The organism is uncultured Bacteroides sp., assembly GCF_937912035.1.
Taxonomy (GTDB): domain Bacteria; phylum Bacteroidota; class Bacteroidia; order Bacteroidales; family Bacteroidaceae; genus Phocaeicola.
Genome location: NZ_CALDPF010000034.1, coordinates 49,951 through 68,157 on the forward strand (window position 1 = coordinate 49,951; position 18,207 = coordinate 68,157).

Sequence of the window (18,207 nt, forward strand, 5' to 3'; positions counted from 1 at the left end):
TATGACAGACTTCAAACAAGACAGAGCCATTTATCTGCAGATGGCAGAAAGGATATGCGACGAAATACTTGCAGGAAAGTACAATGCCGACGACCGCATTCCAAGTGTACGCGAACTGGCCGTATTGCTAGAAGTAAATACAAATACCGTTGTCAAGACTTACGACCTATTGCTACAATGGGGAATTATATATACCAAACGCGGACTCGGATATTTCGTCACGGAAAATGCTCTTCATAAAATAAGACATACCAGAGGAGAAAAATTCATGAATGAAAAACTACCAGAACTTTTCGGAGAAATGGAATTACTTGATATTCAGATAAATACGATTATAAAAGAGTGGACAAAATTCAAAGAAAAGAAATAACCGAATATACATCAAAAAAACGCTTTGTCATTCGAGATGAAATGACAAAGCGTTTTATTCAAAACGACAAAGCGTTATGCTATGTATCTTTAGAATGCGTATTCAATACCAATAGAGATAGCTTCGCCATCAGCATACACTCCAAATCCACTATTATTAGATCCTCTGTAATCCTGACGGAATCCTGCAAAACCTACTTTAGATACGAAACTGAAGTTATCATTAAGTTTTACTGCAATACCAGGTTTTACTCCAAGTTCAAAACCAGCATCAGCATCTGAATGTTCCCTCTTATTTATAGATAATCCCAATCCCATATCAAGAAACAGACGTACTATCTTGTTTTCATAATAAGAGAAACGAGCATATGGAGCAATTGCAAATGCTGTTGTACCTACAGTTCCATCACCACCGGTTACATCAAGAATCAACTGTCCACCTATAGACCATTTTTCATTAAGACCGTAACCAAACTCCGGACTGATAGAGAAATTTGTAACTTCTGTATCATGGTTTCTCCACAAACTGATTCCACCACCCACATACATTTCCTGTGCGTACGCAGTAACCACTGCAAACATCACGAATAAAGTCATTAATACTTTTTTCATAATTCTCATTTTTTTAGTTGTTAAACTATTCAGTTTTTATTTTATAACAAATTTCGGCAAAATAAGTTATATAAATAACTATTACCTTATAAATTTAATAAAGACCTTAAAAACAGAACAGTTTATCCGTTTTTATGACGGTTAGCCCTGCGTCGGCGAATTTCTGCCTTCATTTTTGCGGCACCAGAATTATGAAGTCCGGTGATATACGTTTTCTTCTTTGCCTTAGTCTTTACCTTCTCTTCCTTTTTTGGTCCAGGTGACTTAGCTCCTTTGAAAACTATTCCTTCTGTCAAGATCTTTTCTATATCCATAATCATGTATTTATATAATGTATAACCAATAAAAGTATTAAATGTTCATTATTAGCTGAAATAAATAATTTCAACGTCTGTCGCATAAGCAAATTCTTTCATGAGATTTACCATAAATTCTACAGATTCTTCAAGACCTTCCTTACCGCTATATGCATTCATAATGGTCAGTAGATGTGTAGTATCGGCCGTTATCTTTGTACGCTCATTGTCGCTGGTAGGTGTTCCTACCCCTCCCACCGCATCACGATAAACAGGCATTCCTTCAATATTCAATTCGCCGCGACCAATACCTTCGTAAGGCTCTCCCGCCTTACCTATGCCCAAAACGAGTTCATCTCCCTGTATCTTATCCAAATCGAATCCTCCAATAGAGTGTCCGCAGTTTATTGATGCAAGATTAATGAGGTCCACCAGTGTATCTATCTGATACAATGGTATGCCACGGAGTATACGACGACACAAAGCCTCCGACGACGGACGATAACGGCTTGGATCCTTTCCGCATTTCTTGTATGCCTGACGTGTAGCCTGAATTGACGGCATATCCTTTATGGAATCGGTAGTATACTTTGAACGGTAAAGTACTGTAAATTCGTCAATGCGTTTCCACAACTGTTCGTTATAGCCTGAATTCTTTACATTTGCAAATACAGCAGCTCCCTGAAATCCTGGCCATGCTTCCTTCAACTCATCGGAGACTACTATTTTTATCTTTCTATTTTCCATAATTATTTTCGATTCCGTTTAAAACCATATATAACCATAACCGCCGGATATCAGCGATTATCCTCCTTTCAACATTATCCCCGAAATTATTCTTCCAGAATTTATACCCAGACGACGTGCAGAGAAAAAATCCTCACATTCTGTGTATGTACATATTCCACTAACTTCAATATTGTCAGGATTTACTCCGGCAGATACAAGCTGTAATCTGTTTGCCTCCCAAAGATCAATATGCCATTTTGAATATCTTCGGGCAATAATATCCATATCAAAACCGGCTTCCTTGAAAGTCTGGTATACCTCGTCGCCTACTTCGAACGACTGTAGCGAAATGCCAGGACCAATAACTGCCACCACGTCCTGTATCAATGTTCCGCATGCAGTCTGCATCTGTTTCAGAGTCTTCTCTACGATACGGGCCACAGTACCTCGCCAACCGGCATGTATGGCAGCTACTGCCTTATTACGCACATCATATAAAAGCACTGGAATACAATCGGCTGTGGAAACACAGACACATACTCTAGGAATATTTGTCATTACAGCATCCACTCCTTCCAACAGTTCTTTTCGCTCAGATTCATCTGCAACCAAGAAACCGGCGTCTATCATACGGACTTCAGCCGAATGTATCTGATGTGGAATGACCAAAGCCTGAGGTCGACATGGCATTATCTCTGTAAGCAATACCCTGTTTCGTTCTACATCATCGGGACTGTCACCACAATAATGGTTACAGTTGAACGATGAATATTGTCCTGAACTATATCCGCCATGGCGTGTGGTAGAGAAACAAAAAATGTCAGCATACGATTTGTTCAAACCGTACACTAACATTCTTTTATCTTTTGAAAATAAGTTATTCATTATTTTTCCGGTTCTTCATCCCAGTCCTCTTCTTCGTATTCATACTCGAAATCATCGTCGTCCACTTCCTCATATTCGTATTCAAAGTCTTCATCCTCACCCATATCCTGAAGCTCCTGCTGAAGCTTTGATACATCTTTCGAACGGTGTACAATGGCATCACGTCGCACAGACTCAAGCTGATTGCTTTCCTTATTGAGTTCAGCCCAAAGAATGTCTTTAAGCTGCTGTATTCCCATATTTGCTACAGAAGATATAAATATGTGAGGAATACCTTCAGGCAATGTAGGTTCAAGCATACTGATAAGCTCATCGTCAAGCATATCGCATTTGGTAATAGCCAGTACACGCTGCTTGTCAAGCATCTCAGGATTGAACGTAGCAAGCTCATTGAGCAGAATTTCATATTCCTTGCGGATATCGTCTGTATCACCCGGAACCATAAAAAGCAACAGTGAGTTACGCTCTATGTGACGGAGGAAACGCAGTCCGAGTCCCTTACCCTCGCTTGCACCTTCTATAATACCAGGAATGTCAGCCATAACAAATGACTTTCCATCGCGGTATGACACGATTCCCAAGTTAGGTTCAAGTGTAGTAAACGGATAGTTGGCTATCTTAGGACGTGCAGCAGAAACTGTAGAAAGCAAAGTAGACTTACCCGCATTAGGGAAACCTACCAGACCTACATCTGCCAACAGTTTAAGTTCGAGTATCACTGTCATTTCCTGCATAGGTTCACCAGGCTGTGCAAATCGCGGAGCCTGACGTGTAGCGGTACGGAAGTGCCAGTTTCCCAAGCCTCCACGTCCACCCTTAAGCAGGATTACTTCCTGACCGTGGTCTGTTATGTCGCATACATACTCTCCGGTCTCAGCATTGTAGACCACAGTACCACACGGCACTTCTATCACTTTATCTGCACCGTCCTTACCGAAACTCTTGTTTTTCGAGCCATTTCCTCCATGTTCGGCAAACACGTGGCGTTCATACTTAAGGTGAAGCAACGTCCAGTAATTGCGGTTACCACGCAGAATTACATGACCTCCTCTACCACCGTCGCCCCCGTCCGGACCACCGTTTGGAATGTATTTCTCACGGCGCATGTGTACCGAGCCACGACCTCCCTTACCGGAGCGGCAGTAGATTTTTACATAATCAACAAAATTCGATTCAGCCATAATTTTTTTTAGAAGTTATAGAAAGTTTGATTGGGAAGTTAGAAAAGTTGGGAAATTAAAGAAGTTAAAAGAGCCAGATTATAAAGTAAATGGAACTATCTTCAATAACTCCATTTTATTCCTAACTCCTTTAACTTCCTATATAATTAAAGTTTATCTATTGCAGAGCAGATGTCAGCAAAGATACCGTCCATAGTACCAAGACCGTTGATGTGCTGATATTTGCCATCGTTCTTGTACCAGTCGATAAGTGGAGCAGTCTGAGAGTGATAAACTACAAGACGTTTCTTGATAGTTTCTTCATTGTCATCAGCACGTCCTGATTCCTGACCACGCTTGATAAGACGAGTCATAAGTTCATCTTCCGGAACTTCAAGATCAAGCATGATAGAAACTTCCTGACCGCGAACTTTAAGCATTTCCTTAAGTGCTTCTGCCTGAGCGATAGTACGTGGGAAACCGTCGAAAATTACACCTTTACTATCTTTGAAGCTGTCAAATACACTTGCAAGGATATCAATCATCAATGCGTCAGGAATAAGCTGACCGTTATCAATATATCCTTTTGCAGTTTTACCAAGTTCTGTACCGTTCTTGATTTCAGCACGCAATACATCACCTGTTGAGATGTGGTTCAAACCATACTTTTCTACTATACGTGCACTCTGAGTTCCTTTACCTGAACCCGGTGCTCCAAAAATTACGATATTCAACATTTTTATTCTAGTTTTTGAGTTTATAAGTTCCTAATCTAAAAGTTATCGCTACATGCAACAGTCTATTATTCATTCACAACTGTGTAAATGTCACGGTAGTTACGTCCTTTTCCGTCATAGTCCAGACCATATCCCACGATAAAATCGTTCGGTATGTTCATTGCAACATAGTCAATGTCAAGTTTTACCTGTAGTTTATCAGGTTTAACCAGCAATGTGGCAATACGTATTTCTTTAGGATTGCGCGCCCGAAGCGTCTCTACAAGACGTTCCATAGTAAATCCTGTATCGATAATATCTTCCACTATTACAACTGTTCTACCGGCAATATCCTCATTCAGACCGACCAGTTCCTTTACCTTACCGGAAGAAGATGTTCCCTGATAAGAAGCAAGCTTTACGAAAGATATTTCACATGGCATATTAATACGTTTCATCAAATCGGCCGTAAACATAAACGACCCATTCAACACACTGAGAAACAATGGATTACTATCTGCCAAATCACGATTAATCTCATCGGCCACACGCGATACCTCTTTCAATATCTTATCCTCTGTGATAAATGTAGTAAAGGACTTGTCTTTTATCTGAATAGTACTCATACAATTATGCAAGTTTAAATTGCGGGCAAATTTACGCAATTTCTGACAAATGACAACACTACGTTTTAAGTATTTAAGTATATTTTGAAGATTATATAGTGAATAGTTCGTATGTTTTTACTACTTTTACCAACAAAATACCATTAAACGAAGTAATGAAAATTTTAAGTTGCGCACAACAGAAAGAAGCCGATGCTTACACAATAGAGCACGATTCAATATTATCCATTAATCTCATGGAAAAGGCCGCCGGTCTTATAACAGACGCTATATGCAGAAGGTGGAACAAATCACACAGAATAGTAGTATTTGCCGGTCCTGGCAATAATGGAGGTGACGCAGTGGCTGTGGCCCGTATGCTCCATCTCAAGAACTATCAGGTTCAGGTTATCCTGTTCAATATCAAAGGAAGTCTTTCGGAAGATTGTCTGACTAACATCAAGCGTCTTCAGGAATGCGGATTTACCAACTACACAGAAGTCAGTACACAATTCGATCCTCCTAAACTTACGGCGGACGATATAGTGATAGACGGACTTTTCGGAACAGGACTAAACACTCCGTTAAGTGGCGGTTTTGCGGCTGTAGTACAGTACATCAATGCCTCGGCAGCAAAAGTGGTTTCCATAGATATACCTTCCGGTATGATGGGTGAGGACAATACCAGAAATATCCGTCAAAACATCATCAAAGCAAATCTGACACTTACAATAAATCTCCCAAAACTTTCATTCCTTTTTGCCGAGAATGAAGACCTTGTAGGAGAACTGGAAGTTCTGGACATCGGTATCAGCAAAGAATTCTCTGAACAGGTTGAAAGTAAGAACTACATTACAGAAGAGAGTGAAATTAAAAAAATAATCAAACCAAGAAAGAAATTTTCTCACAAAGGCAACTACGGACATGCCCTCATTATAGCCGGCTCATACGGAATGGGAGGAGCAGCAGTACTGGCAGGGAAGAGCTGCATGCGAAGTGGTGTAGGACTGCTCACACTACACACACCTGTCTGCAATCATAATTTGTTGCAGACATGCATCCCTGAAGCCATGACCCAAGACGACATGGACGACAGATACTTTGCAGAGGTTACAGATCTGGACAATTATCAGGCCCTAGGAATAGGCCCAGGACTAGGACAGGAGGAATTCACTGCACAAGCCATTATAAACCAGCTTAGGGAATGCTATATTCCTGCTGTAATAGACGCTGACGCTATCAATGCCCTAAGCACATACAGAAACCAGCTGAACTGTGTTCCGAAAGGCTCTATAATCACACCACACATAAAAGAACTTGAAAGACTCGTTGGAAGATGCAGTAACAGTTTCGAAAGGATACAGAAGGCGAAAGATCTGGCATCATATATGCAGATCTACATAGTACTGAAAGGCGCATGGACTGTAATAATAACTCCTGACGGAGACTGTCACTTCAATCCTACCGGCAATCCGGGAATGGCAACAGGAGGAAGCGGTGACGTACTGACAGGTATACTGACTTCACTGCTAGCACAAGGATATGCCCCGAAAGAAGCCTGTATGCTGGGAGTATACCTGCACGGACTGGCCGGAGACATTGCAGCAGAAAATATTGGAGAAATAAGCATGAATGCTTCGGACATAATCAATGCTCTACCACAAGCATGGAGAAGATTAACGAACAACTGATAAACAAGAAATACTTTAGCTTATGAGCAAAAAAGGAATTATAACAATGGCTATTCTGACAACAGCCTTATTGACAGCTAACGCACAGAGTGTAGATTTTTACAAGCCTGGAGAAGGTGAAGGTATAGCCTACTTCCTTCCTAAAACAGCTGTAGAAGTTAATGTAATAGCTACAAGGGTGAAATACACACCCGGAGATTTCTGTCAGTATGCCAACAGATATCTTAAAATAAACAACGTCACACCAGAACCGTCAACAGAATGGGAAATCAAGAAGATAGAAGTTTGTACAACAGGTATTCCCGACTCAACCAAAGCCTACATTATTAAATTAAGCGACAAAAGTGTAATGTCTGATATCGAGGTGACAGACAACAACATTATAAAGGCCATAAATACATCCGCGCCTAAATCAGTTAAGGCTGAATATGTATTAGAAAAATCACAACCTTCCGAAGACGGAAGAAAATACATGACCGAAGAAATCCTTTCAGCCGGATCGACAGCAAAAATGGCGGAACTGACAGCAAAGGAAATATACAATATCAGAGAGAGCAAGAATCTTATATTGAGAGGACAGGCAGACACCATGCCTAAGGACGGAGCCTCACTGAAACTTATAATGGACAATCTTGAAAAGCAGGAAAAGGCATTGACAGAAATGTTCATCGGAAAAAAGATTACTGAAGACAAACTTTTCACTGCGGTAATATTGCCAGAAAAAGAAGTGACCAGTAATGTTGTACTTAGATTTTCTAAAAAGCTTGGTATACTGTCATCCGACAATCTGGCAGGTGAACCTATTTATATCAAAATAGAAAGCCGTAATCCTATACAGACAGTAGCTGTAAACGAAGAAGACAGCAAGAAAAAGAAGAAAGCCCCCAAAGGAGTTTTATACAATATTCCTGGTAAAGCAAACGTATCAATAACTTTCAAAGGCAAAACAATTTTTGAAGACAAAAACATGATGTTTGCACAATTTGGAAACACCGAACTCCTTGTGGACGATCTTTTCAATAAGAAAGTGAATACACGAGTAGTTTTCGATTCTGTTACAGGAGGAATACAAAAAATAGACAAAGATTAATTAAATTAGAATATAGGTAAAATATTTGTTTTTTAGAAAAAATAGTCTAACTTTGCGTATAGTATTAATACAACTATTTATACGTAGATTATGAAAAAACTAAAAATTAAAGTAGCATGTGCTTTACTAGGTGGAAGCCTGCTATTCTCTTCTTGTATCGGTTCTTTTGCTTTATGGAACAACTTAAAAGACTGGAATCAAGGTATCGGTAACAAATTTGTAAACGAGTTGGTATTTTTGGCATTCAACATAATCCCTGTTTATGGTGTTGCATACTTTGCTGACGTTGTAGTTCTCAACTCTATCGAATTCTGGAGCGGATCTAACCCTCTAGCTGATGTAGGAACTACAAAAACCGTAAAAGGAGAAAATGGTGAATACCTAATCAGAACAAACAAAGACGGATACAGTATCTCTAAAAAAGGTGAAGATGTTTCTATTGACTTGGTTTACAATCAGGAAAACCGTACATGGAACGCTTCTTGCGATGGTGAGTCATACGAACTTATGACTATGAACGAAGACGGAACAATAACTGTAAAACTACAGGACGGAAATACTGTAACAGTTCTTCCTGACCAACAGGGTTTAGCATCAATTCGCGCTATCAGCGGCTCACAAACAGGTCTGTTTACAGCTGCTAGATAATATATAATCTGATTGATACACAAAAACTTTCAGGCATCATAAAAAAAGTGTTTTTTATGATGCCTGTTTTTATTTTTGAGCGTGCATATAAATTGTTATTTTGTCCTCTTTCTAGGTTGAGATTTCATTTTATCAAATTTTGCTTTCTGCTCGTCAGTCAATAACGATGAAATTTTAGAGTTCAATTCATCCATTTTTGTCTTCCTGTCCTCACGTGATACTTTCTGATTGAAAAAATCCTTATACAATACTGTTATCTGTTTTTCCTGTTCATCTGTCAGATTCAGCTTTTTGTCAAGATTCTCTACTACCTGTTCCGGAGTTCTCTTTTCTCCACCTTTGCGCTGCGCGTCTATTGACAGAGTGCACATAACTGCCATAACGGCTAAAAATAAAATCTTTTTCATGTTGTCAAATTTATAAGTTTATAAAAATAAATCATCTGAATCAATAAGATTTAAACAGTGTTTAAATACCATTTAAATGCTTTTTAAACACTGTTTAAAAGGTTTTGCAAGAACTTTGCAAAAGCTTTATCTGATAGTATATACAAAGCTGACCATTGCGTATGGCTTAAGCACATTGCTGTTTATATAGTCATAATAATTGCTTCCGGTACTGTGCGTAAATGCCTGGTTCTGTTTCAGAATATCGAAAGCCTCAACCTTTATTTCCGCCGCATTGTTCTTCAGGAATTTCTTTCCCAATGACACATTCCACAGGAAATAATCTTCATTACCTGTATCAAGTCCTGCATAACCTATATAATTGAATGTACTGCGTAATGTCAGTCCCCAGAAGAATGTCCACCCCAACTTGGCAGAAGCATTATGAGTGATATAATCACCAGTTCCGCTGGCTGTATTGAGAGAGCTGTATATCTTGTTTATCCCTGCCGAATACGAAGCCGTGAAGTCAAGGTTCTGACTGATATTGCTACCTATAATCACTTTCGGAATGATATTCAGTTCGTTTGTTTTGCTCTTCTCACCGTTGAAAATGGTAGGTACATTAGAGTAATTAGCCGAAACACTGAAATTAATGTTACTGCGAATCAAGTCGAGCGGAAAACCGTATGTAAGCATTGATTGCAGACTGTAATATCCATCCATATTAACAGGTTTAGTAAATTGCGAACCTTTATTAAGAGTAACATTATCAGATATCTGTATATCCTCTTTTGCAATAAATGTACTATCGGCTACATAGCCTAATTTCGCAGTACCTCCAATCATTGCAATAAATGTCTGTCCTGACTTGGTAGTACGGATGTATCTGAGATTTGCCGTATGCGAAATCTGCTGGTCCAAATCCGGATTACCTGTTGAAAGGAATAAAGGATTTGAATTATCAACCACACTCTGAAGATCAGTAACCGACGGTGATGACGAACTGCTTCTATATCGTAACATGAATGAGTTTGTTCTGTCAAGAGAATATCTCAAATTGAATGAAGGCAGGAATGAAAAATAGTTATTGTTCATTTTGTCCGGATTAGGATATACAAGATCACCAGACAATTCAGACCACTGCACATCTGCCCCAATCATGGCATTAAGTTTTCCGGCATGGTAACGAAGCCCGATATTACCGGCATGAGTTGTATATCCAGTCTGATATACATTCGACAGACTTTCATCCAACTGATCATAAAGATCTGTTACAGACGATTTCATATAAGTTTTCTTATCCGAATCAGAATCTGAGTATGAGAATTTATAACCCAACTGTAACTGCATATTGTCAGTCAGTTTTTCAGTATAACTAAGGTTTGAACGGAAACTGTACTGCTTGTTCAGTGTATTCTTATACTGGCTGTACTCCTCAGTTTGTGGAGTACCTGACAGCATGTTCAGTGTATTCAAATAGTCTGTATAAGTTCCCCCCTCAGTATTGCTTATCTTTCCGTTCATCATGAGTGACAATGTTCTACCTTCAGTAGGGAATCTGTGACGCAGAATAATGTCCGCACCTAAATTATACGCATCTGTACCACCACTGGTATTGGTGTGTGTTTCTGCATCTGTCTGTCCGTTAATCATATTTTTCCCATCAAGCAATGATATATTATCATTGTTCTGAAAACTCAATGTAGGACGGAACTGGAGTGATGTCCTGTCCGAGATTCTGTAATCAAGTTTCATATTGAAACGGTGATTCCAGTTTTCCATTGTCCGTTCCTGATATTCGTCGTATGTCATACCCGGAAGCACAGATTCAAAATATTCGCGCTCAGTCTGCTGCTGTGTCAGATTTTCAGACTGGTTGAAGAAATAACTTCCTGTAATATTCACCTTTTCACCCCATTTGTCAACATAGTTAAGTCCCACACCATTTGTAGAAGTGATACCTCCCATGCTGCTTACCATGAAATCAGAGGTATTGCCACCTCCTCCGGAACCGCCACGGCCTCCTCCGCCACCGCCACGTCTTCCGCGTCCACCACCTTTGGCAGATGATGACATGACTCCGGCAAGGTCTTCCTGAGAGAAATTCTGCTGATTGACATTATTCGACATTCCGAGAACAGAAATTCTGCGGTCATCATTAAAGAAGTTTATGTTACCGTTCACCTTATATCTGTCTTCTGTACCATATCCGGCAGAGACCTCACCGAAAGTACCCTGACGATATCCTCCCTTTGTTATGATATTGATAGTCTTTATCTCCTCACCGTCATCGAAACCGGTAAATTCAGCCTGCTCGCTCTTTTTATCAAACACCTCAATACTTGCTATGACATCAGAAGGCAGGTTTTTGATGGCAAGATTTACGTCACCCTCAAAAAACTCTTTTCCGTCCACCAATATTTTCTTTACATTCTCTCCCTGAGCCTGAATAGTTCCACCTTCAACTACTATACCTGGCATTTTAGCCAACAAGTCCTCAGCCGAACTTCCCTGCATGACCTTGAAAGCCTCGGCATTATAGAACAGACTGTCACCTTTCTGTTCGGCACGAGTGGCACGTCCCTGCACAGATACTTCTCCTAACATCAGAGCGTTTTCATCAAGTTTGAAAGTTACGATATAGCTGTCTTTCTTATCAGTTACTTTCAATCGTTTTTCATCATCCTTATAACCCACGTATGTCACTCCGATGACATAACTGTCGTAAGAAACAGATGTGAATACGAATTTACCGTCCAAATCTGTTGAGGTATATTTCTTCTCATTCTTATCTGATGAAGGAGCTATACTTACAGTAGCCGATGGCAACGGTTCACCGGTATTCTTGTCTGTCACGGTTCCGCTCACCGTAACCCTCCCCTGTGCCACCAACATCAGTGGCAATAACAAGAAAACAATAGATGTAAAAAATTTAAGTTTCATATAATGTTATATTTTTCGTTTCTGATACAAAGCTACTCAAAGAATATACTACTGAAAACACCTCCTTACGAATGCAGTGGCGAACGACACACTTCAAGTGGCAAACGACAATAAGCGTTTTTTTAACATTTCATTTATTCGCTTTTTCAGCATATTTATTTTACATTTGCATTATAACTCTATACGATATGAACAACAAGTACTTACCAATAGGCATAGACCTATTCTTCTGTATCATTCTGCTGCCTGCCATGATGATGATGCTCCCTGTGGACAAATGGCTGGAAAGCAACTCACTTTTTGTAATTTCCCTGATAGCATGGCTTTATGCCGTATATTTCTGTATCAAGCAAATCAGCGTTCCTATGGCGCTGAAAGACAGAAAACATCTGCTAATAGCAATAGCAGTTCTATTAGGTACGATATTCATTACATGGCTTATTACGCAGTATCAAATGGACTTTCCTTTCAGAGGTCACAAGCCTAAAATGGACAAGTTCATAAGAAAGACCATGAGTCTAAGCAGAATAAAGCAACATCAGCAAGCCACATGGTTCATGTATCTGGTAACAGTATGTTTCAGCATAGCCGTAGGTCTTCTGACAGAACTGTACAAGCAGATTATGGCAAGACAAGCCAGTGAGTTCGAGAAGAAGAAAGCCGAACTGGCACTATACAAGGCACAGATAAATCCGCATTTCCTTTTCAACACCCTGAACACCCTATACGGACTGATGATAACCCAAAGCCAGAAGGCTGAAACAGCCTTTATGCAGTTCATTGATCTGATAAAATACATGTACACTAAGGCAACACAGGATACTGTAAGCATTGACGAGGAAGCAGAATATATCAGCCAGTACATAGAATTACAAAAGAACCGTATAGACGAAAACCGTACCCATATATACTATTCATATTCGGCCGACGAGTCAGCGAAAAATACCAAGATAGCACCGATGATACTTATAACTTTCATTGAGAATGCACTTAAATACGGAGCCTCGTCGCACATAGAAAGCGACATCATAATAAGCCTGAAGGTGAACAATGACACACTGACGCTGTTCACAGAAAACCATACAGTGAACCCGAAACCGGAAAACAAGGAACCAGGAATAGGTATATCCAATTGCAAGAAAAGACTTGAACTCTTATATCCCGGGAAACATAATCTGGAAATAAGCAATACAAACGGTATTTTCACCGTAAACCTTATTTTAAAACTGAAATGACCATGAAGTGTATAGCAATAGACGATGAGCCTGTAGCTTTGAGTATTATAGAACAGTTCTGCAAACGCTGCGGCGATCTTGAAGTTACATCATATACAGACCCGATAACAGGACTGGAGAAAGTAAAGTCATCCAGACCTGATATAGTATTCCTCGACATAGAAATGGGAGGAATAAACGGAATTGACATAGCACGCGAACTTCCGGCAGGTATATATCTGATATTCACAACCGCCTACGCCGAATATGCCGTTGACGGATTCGAACTGAATGCTATTGACTATCTTCACAAGCCATTCTCATACTCCCGTTTCGAAAAGGCTATAGAAAGGGTACGCAGGATGAAAAAGCTGGAAAGCCTTTCCGCCGCCCCCGTACTTACGGAAAAGGAAGAGATAACCCTAAAAGTGGAATACAAAAATGTGAAAATAAAAATAGCCTCAATAGAGTATATCGAAGCTATGGACAATTATATCAAGATTTATCTTACAGACGATGACAGGCCGGTTCTTTCTCAAACCAGCATGAAATCAATCATGGAAATGCTGCCTGAGGACAGATTCATGCGTGTACATAAGTCGTATATAGTTCCATTGCACAAAGTGGCAAATTATACCCGCCGCCAACTGACCTTATATCACCGCGCAGTTGAAATACCTATCGGCCGTGTGTATGCCGATGAGTTCATAAACCGTGTAGGCGAAATGAAATCGTAAGGATATTCTATTTTTCCTTTGCCAGTTCAGCCCGTATGCGGCTCAACGACTGCGGAGTGATGAACAGATAGGATGCTATATATTTCAAAGGCACATGTTTCAACAGCATAGGATCGCGTTTCAACAGGTCGAGGTATCTTTCTTTAGCCTGGGGGATTGAGCCGGTGGCGACAATACGCTCCTCGGCCACAAGGAAATCCTGCTCAACCAACTTCCTGCCTAAGTTCGCACTTTCTATCGAGGAATTCAGAAACACTTCCATCTTTGATTTGCTTATCACATACAGTGTACTGTCCGTCATAGCCTCAATATATATCGGCGACGGACGACCGGCCATATATCCCCAACTGGAGAAAACCGTCTCGCCTGTTATTGCAAACCAGACTGACAGTTCCTCTCCGTCACGGAGTATATACCCACGCCATATCCCTTCTTTAATAAGATAATATGAACTGTTGGTCTCGCCCTCACGCACCAGGAAATCACCTTTCCGGAAACAAACTTCTTCCATATTATCAACGAGCTTCATACACTCATTCTCGGTAGCACTGTATCTCTTGCAAAAAGCATCAATAAACTGCCTCATGAAATATCACTAATTAAATTCACTGATGCAAAAATAAACATTACTTTCAAGACTATCTCTTTCTTCTGCAATAAATGGTAATGACAAACAGAAAAGTGACAAATTCAGCCGCAGGGACAGACAGCCATATTCCGGAAACTCCCAATAACCTAGGCATAATCCAAAAACACGCCAGAATAAGGATATATCCGCGAAGTAATGTCACGGCCATGGCAGGACGGTCGCGCTCCACACTCTGGAAGTATCCTATGGAAACCATATTTATCCCGAAAAATATAAACCCGGAAGCAAACAGCGGAAGACCGCTTTCGGCAATATTATATGCGGGATATGCCGGATCTATAAACATAGATACAATCTGTGGCGAGAATACTTCTGTCAGAACAATAACCACCGCACCGAAACCTACAGCAGAGAAAAGAGCCAGCCTAAACGCGTGATTTACCCTGACATTATTACCCTGACCAAAATTATAGCTCAGTATCGGCTGTGCAGATTGGGATATCGCATTATATACCATAAATATTATCGGGAAAAAATAACAGGCTATACTATATGCAGCCACACCGTCCTCGCCAGTGTAGCGCATAAACACATAGTTACCGACAAACATCATTGTAGCGATTGCACCTTCACATAAAAAAGTTGATAACCCAAGACGACACATATATCCCACATTCCGTGCAGTAAGCATAAGACTCTTCCGACTGAGTTTCACCCGCACCATATGTATGACATTTTTCCTGTTAAAAAGATATATCAGAATCATAGCCGCACCTACTATATATCCAAGACTTGTAGCAAGTGCTGCCCCGAACATTCCCCAACCTAATACAAAAATAAAGACATAATCCAGAACTATATTGATGACAGCCGGTATGATATTACAGAACATGGCATAATTGGGAGAACCGTCAAGACGGACAAAGAACATTCCTGAACTAAGCAATGCACTGAACACCAGGAACGGAATAAACCAGTTCATATACTCCACAGCCAAAGGCAAAAGTCTTTGCGAACTACCAAGTAACAATGCCACCTCCTCAAGATTCAGCATTATAGCCAAAGCATAAAGTATTAGTAGCAATGACGATACTACCACAGCCTGTGTCACATTGATACGTGCTACCTTGATTTTACCGTGCGACAAATGTATAGACGCCACCACCGAAGCACCTATACCGAACATCAGAGCCACACCGGTATTTATCAGAAACAGCGGAGCCGTGATATTAACGGCTGCCAGTGCGTCACTGCCTATACCCTTTCCTACAAATATTCCGTCGGTTATTATAAATATAGCAGAAAACACCATTCCCATAACCGTAGGTATCAGAAGTTTGACAAACAACTTCGATACATCCATTTTTCCGAAATCAATACTATCTTTCATACTCTCATTTTTTCAGGGCGCAAAGATATGACAAAGAACCAGTCAGAAAATTAACATTTGGTAAAAACGTATTAATCAATTATATTTTATTACATTTGTGACATATTCAAACTCTATTATAATTGAAAAACCATGAAGAACATTTTTATCAGAATCAAACTGCTTTTTGTATTTCTCATCATCGGTACATCATTTGCAATTGCGTCAGAACTGGACGTTGTACGTTCAGAATGGAAAGGTCATACCCGATACGATTTTAAATTCAATGACCGCCAAACCATCATAGTCCTACCTAATAAACCGGCCGACGGGAAACCATGGATATGGCGTCCTGCATTCTTTGATGCTTTTTCATGGGTTGACGAGGCACTTCTTGAAAAAGGATTTCATGTAGCATATTACGATGTAACACACCTTTATGGCAGTCCGCGTGCCGTGAAATTAGGAAATGAATTCTATAATGCCATGTGCGAACATTTCCAACTATCTGATAAAGTAACACTCGAAGGATTCAGCCGTGGAGGATATTTTGCATTCAACTGGGCAGCCGCCAATCCGGAAAAAGTGGCATGTGTATACGTAGATGCACCGGTGTGCGACATAACAAGTTGGCCGGGAAGGGAAAGAGAAAATCTATGGAATGATTTCCTTAAAGAATGGGGTATCAAAGACGAAGATGTCTGCAGCGGATTCCGTGGGAATGCCATTCAACTGTTAGACAAGATGATTGATGCACAAATCCCGATTATTGGAGTTTGCGGAGACAGCGACAAGACTGTTCCATACGAAGAAAATTTCAAAAAGGTAGCCGACTATTACCGGTCAAACGGTGGAATAGTTGAATCTATCGTAAAGCCCGGCGTTGACCATCATCCACACAGTCTGGAACAGCCTGAAGCCATAATAGATTTCATTATTAGATATCAGAAAGGATACACAGACAAACAACATATCTCATTCCGACACGACCTTACCAACTCATTCCATAAATTCATAAAAGAGAAAAAAGGATGTGTAGCATTCCTAGGAGGCTCGATTACCGAGATGCGAGGTTGGAGACAACAAGTACAGGAAGACCTGCACCAGCGTTTTCCTGATACAGAATTCACATTCATTGATGCCGGAATCGGTTCTACAGGTTCTGTTCCACACTCATTCAGAATGACACACGACGTACTTGAAAAAGGCATCCCTGACCTTATGTTTGTAGAAGCTGCTGTTAACGATTTCACCAATACTCCAAATCATACGCAGCAGTTAAGAGGTATGGAGGGTATAATACGCCATGCACGTATGGTGAATCCATACATGGACATCGTGATGCTACATTTCACCTGCGACGGTTTTATCGATTATTTTAATAACGGAATAATTCCGGATGTGATAATGAATCATGAAAGAGTGGCCAACTATTATTCAGTAACGTCCATAAACCTTGCCCAAGAGATAAACGAACGTATTAACGCAGGCGAATTCGATTGGAAAACATTCGGAGGAACACATCCGTCATGGTTTGGTCATAAGTTTTATACCGCAAGTATAAATAGAGTTTTCGACATCAGCTCCACTCATATCAACAAACAACAGCCTTCAATATATTCCATTCCAAAGAAACCTATTGACAAATATTCATATTTCCCGGGACGCTTTTTAGATATAAAATCTGCCACCAGACTAAAAGGATTTAAAATCGTTGATAACTGGCAACCCGAAAATCCACAAGGAAGTACCAGAAAAGGATTCTGTGATGTTCCAATGCTTGTAGGACTTGATGAAGGATGCTCTTTCGAATTGACTTTCGAAGGAAGAGCTATAGGATACTTTGGAGTTTGCGGTCCTGACGCTGGTATAATTTCCTACAGTATTGACGGAAAGAAATACAATGAAATAAACACATATACACAATGGAGCAAACGTCTTTATATACCTTGGTTATATATCTTGGCTGATAACCTTTCCGAAGGAACCCATACATTAAAAGTCAAGATCAAGAAAGGAACCGGAAGCGCTTGCCATATACGCAACTTTACCGTTCTTGAAGATGAGAATATGTACGGAAAAACGAACTTGAGGGAAAGTAAAGAGAACAAATCTTACTATTTTGAGGATTACAAGAAATAAATCCATTTTTTTTAATTAAGTTT

18 protein-coding genes are annotated in these 18,207 nt (G+C 40.1%); 7 read left to right on the forward strand and 11 right to left on the reverse strand.

Going from position 1 to position 18,207, the window contains the following annotated elements; translation table 11 throughout:
• Position 1 precedes the first annotated feature (1 nt).
• Positions 2-370: a GntR family transcriptional regulator gene (locus tag Q0486_RS08675; protein WP_299232117.1), complete on the forward strand. Its 369-nt coding sequence runs from the start codon at positions 2-4 to the stop codon at positions 368-370.
• Between the two features lie 89 nt (positions 371-459).
• Here Q0486_RS08675 and Q0486_RS08680 read toward each other — a convergent pair whose 3' ends face one another.
• The 7 genes from Q0486_RS08680 to hpt form a co-directional block, all read right to left on the reverse strand.
• Complete coding sequence (locus tag Q0486_RS08680; protein WP_299232119.1) at positions 460-981, reverse strand: outer membrane beta-barrel protein; 522 nt, start codon at positions 979-981, stop codon at positions 460-462.
• A 122-nt stretch (positions 982-1,103) separates the two neighbouring features.
• Complete coding sequence (locus Q0486_RS08685; RefSeq protein WP_235326252.1) at positions 1,104-1,295, reverse strand: hypothetical protein; 192 nt, start codon at positions 1,293-1,295, stop codon at positions 1,104-1,106.
• A gap of 51 nt (positions 1,296-1,346) precedes the next feature.
• Entirely contained in the window at positions 1,347-2,009 is a 663-nt protein-coding gene (locus Q0486_RS08690; protein WP_299232276.1) for a phenylalanine--tRNA ligase beta subunit-related protein, read from the reverse strand.
• A gap of 72 nt (positions 2,010-2,081) precedes the next feature.
• Positions 2,082-2,891 carry a peptidoglycan editing factor PgeF gene (gene pgeF, locus Q0486_RS08695; protein WP_299232124.1) on the reverse strand — a complete coding sequence of 270 codons (810 nt, stop codon included), beginning with the start codon at positions 2,889-2,891 and terminating at the stop codon, positions 2,082-2,084.
• Positions 2,891-4,072, reverse strand: a complete 1,182-nt coding sequence (obgE, locus tag Q0486_RS08700) for a GTPase ObgE (protein WP_299232126.1) — start codon at positions 4,070-4,072, stop codon at positions 2,891-2,893. The genes pgeF and obgE overlap by 1 nt, the downstream gene beginning before the upstream one ends.
• A gap of 146 nt (positions 4,073-4,218) precedes the next feature.
• Positions 4,219-4,788 carry an adenylate kinase gene (locus Q0486_RS08705; RefSeq protein ID WP_291558839.1) on the reverse strand — a complete coding sequence of 190 codons (570 nt, stop codon included), beginning with the start codon at positions 4,786-4,788 and terminating at the stop codon, positions 4,219-4,221.
• A 65-nt stretch (positions 4,789-4,853) separates the two neighbouring features.
• Entirely contained in the window at positions 4,854-5,393 is a 540-nt protein-coding gene (gene hpt / locus Q0486_RS08710; RefSeq protein WP_299232128.1) for a hypoxanthine phosphoribosyltransferase, read from the reverse strand.
• 155 nt (positions 5,394-5,548) lie between these two features.
• On the opposite strand from hpt, the gene Q0486_RS08715 reads away from it, so the two are divergent.
• From Q0486_RS08715 to Q0486_RS08725, 3 genes are all read left to right on the forward strand, one after another.
• Positions 5,549-7,063 carry an NAD(P)H-hydrate dehydratase gene (locus tag Q0486_RS08715; protein WP_299232130.1) on the forward strand — a complete coding sequence of 505 codons (1,515 nt, stop codon included), beginning with the start codon at positions 5,549-5,551 and terminating at the stop codon, positions 7,061-7,063.
• 22 nt (positions 7,064-7,085) lie between these two features.
• Entirely contained in the window at positions 7,086-8,153 is a 1,068-nt protein-coding gene (locus tag Q0486_RS08720) for a DUF4831 family protein (RefSeq protein ID WP_299232132.1), read from the forward strand.
• A 90-nt stretch (positions 8,154-8,243) separates the two neighbouring features.
• Positions 8,244-8,801 carry a DUF3332 domain-containing protein gene (locus tag Q0486_RS08725; protein ID WP_299232134.1) on the forward strand — a complete coding sequence of 186 codons (558 nt, stop codon included), beginning with the start codon at positions 8,244-8,246 and terminating at the stop codon, positions 8,799-8,801.
• 95 nt (positions 8,802-8,896) lie between these two features.
• Here Q0486_RS08725 and Q0486_RS08730 read toward each other — a convergent pair whose 3' ends face one another.
• Together Q0486_RS08730 and Q0486_RS08735 are read right to left on the reverse strand one after the other, a co-directional pair.
• Positions 8,897-9,208 carry a hypothetical protein gene (locus Q0486_RS08730; RefSeq protein WP_299232136.1) on the reverse strand — a complete coding sequence of 104 codons (312 nt, stop codon included), beginning with the start codon at positions 9,206-9,208 and terminating at the stop codon, positions 8,897-8,899.
• Positions 9,209-9,334: 126 nt separating this feature from the next.
• On the reverse strand, positions 9,335-12,133 hold the full coding sequence (locus Q0486_RS08735; RefSeq protein ID WP_299232138.1) for a TonB-dependent receptor: 2,799 nt from the start codon (positions 12,131-12,133) through the stop codon (positions 9,335-9,337).
• Positions 12,134-12,321: 188 nt separating this feature from the next.
• Between Q0486_RS08735 and Q0486_RS08740 the strand changes: the two genes are divergently transcribed.
• Complete coding sequence (locus Q0486_RS08740) at positions 12,322-13,368, forward strand: histidine kinase (RefSeq protein ID WP_299232140.1); 1,047 nt, start codon at positions 12,322-12,324, stop codon at positions 13,366-13,368.
• Positions 13,369-13,370: 2 nt separating this feature from the next.
• On the forward strand, positions 13,371-14,084 hold the full coding sequence (locus Q0486_RS08745; RefSeq protein WP_299232142.1) for a LytTR family DNA-binding domain-containing protein: 714 nt from the start codon (positions 13,371-13,373) through the stop codon (positions 14,082-14,084).
• 7 nt (positions 14,085-14,091) lie between these two features.
• Here the strand turns inward: Q0486_RS08745 and Q0486_RS08750 are convergent, their stop codons facing one another.
• A complete protein-coding gene (locus Q0486_RS08750) occupies positions 14,092-14,670 on the reverse strand; it encodes a Crp/Fnr family transcriptional regulator (RefSeq protein WP_299232144.1) in 579 nt (192 codons plus the stop codon).
• A gap of 52 nt (positions 14,671-14,722) precedes the next feature.
• The gene (locus Q0486_RS08755) at positions 14,723-16,063 is read right to left on the reverse strand and encodes an MATE family efflux transporter (RefSeq protein ID WP_299232146.1); all 1,341 of its coding nucleotides are present in this window, start codon (positions 16,061-16,063) and stop codon (positions 14,723-14,725) included.
• Positions 16,064-16,195: 132 nt separating this feature from the next.
• On the opposite strand from Q0486_RS08755, the gene Q0486_RS08760 reads away from it, so the two are divergent.
• Positions 16,196-18,184, forward strand: a complete 1,989-nt coding sequence (locus Q0486_RS08760; protein WP_299232147.1) for an alpha/beta fold hydrolase — start codon at positions 16,196-16,198, stop codon at positions 18,182-18,184.
• The last annotated feature ends 23 nt before the right edge of the window (positions 18,185-18,207 follow it).

What these genes read in the sequence shown, in the direction of transcription:
- Q0486_RS08675 (WP_299232117.1), top strand. Translation starts at nt 2, where the DNA reads ATGACAGACTTCAAACAAGACAGAGCCATTTATCTGCAGATGGCAGAA.
- Q0486_RS08680 (WP_299232119.1), bottom strand. Translation starts at nt 981, where the DNA reads ATGAAAAAAGTATTAATGACTTTATTCGTGATGTTTGCAGTGGTTACT.
- Q0486_RS08685 (WP_235326252.1), bottom strand. Translation starts at nt 1,295, where the DNA reads ATGGATATAGAAAAGATCTTGACAGAAGGAATAGTTTTCAAAGGAGCT.
- pgeF (WP_299232124.1), bottom strand. Translation starts at nt 2,891, where the DNA reads ATGAATAACTTATTTTCAAAAGATAAAAGAATGTTAGTGTACGGTTTG.
- obgE (WP_299232126.1), bottom strand. Translation starts at nt 4,072, where the DNA reads ATGGCTGAATCGAATTTTGTTGATTATGTAAAAATCTACTGCCGCTCC.
- Q0486_RS08705 (WP_291558839.1), bottom strand. Translation starts at nt 4,788, where the DNA reads ATGTTGAATATCGTAATTTTTGGAGCACCGGGTTCAGGTAAAGGAACT.
- hpt (WP_299232128.1), bottom strand. Translation starts at nt 5,393, where the DNA reads ATGAGTACTATTCAGATAAAAGACAAGTCCTTTACTACATTTATCACA.
- Q0486_RS08715 (WP_299232130.1), top strand. Translation starts at nt 5,549, where the DNA reads ATGAAAATTTTAAGTTGCGCACAACAGAAAGAAGCCGATGCTTACACA.
- Q0486_RS08720 (WP_299232132.1), top strand. Translation starts at nt 7,086, where the DNA reads ATGAGCAAAAAAGGAATTATAACAATGGCTATTCTGACAACAGCCTTA.
- Q0486_RS08725 (WP_299232134.1), top strand. Translation starts at nt 8,244, where the DNA reads ATGAAAAAACTAAAAATTAAAGTAGCATGTGCTTTACTAGGTGGAAGC.
- Q0486_RS08730 (WP_299232136.1), bottom strand. Translation starts at nt 9,208, where the DNA reads ATGAAAAAGATTTTATTTTTAGCCGTTATGGCAGTTATGTGCACTCTG.
- Q0486_RS08735 (WP_299232138.1), bottom strand. Translation starts at nt 12,133, where the DNA reads ATGAAACTTAAATTTTTTACATCTATTGTTTTCTTGTTATTGCCACTG.
- Q0486_RS08740 (WP_299232140.1), top strand. Translation starts at nt 12,322, where the DNA reads ATGAACAACAAGTACTTACCAATAGGCATAGACCTATTCTTCTGTATC.
- Q0486_RS08745 (WP_299232142.1), top strand. Translation starts at nt 13,371, where the DNA reads ATGAAGTGTATAGCAATAGACGATGAGCCTGTAGCTTTGAGTATTATA.
- Q0486_RS08750 (WP_299232144.1), bottom strand. Translation starts at nt 14,670, where the DNA reads ATGAGGCAGTTTATTGATGCTTTTTGCAAGAGATACAGTGCTACCGAG.
- Q0486_RS08755 (WP_299232146.1), bottom strand. Translation starts at nt 16,063, where the DNA reads ATGAAAGATAGTATTGATTTCGGAAAAATGGATGTATCGAAGTTGTTT.
- Q0486_RS08760 (WP_299232147.1), top strand. Translation starts at nt 16,196, where the DNA reads ATGAAGAACATTTTTATCAGAATCAAACTGCTTTTTGTATTTCTCATC.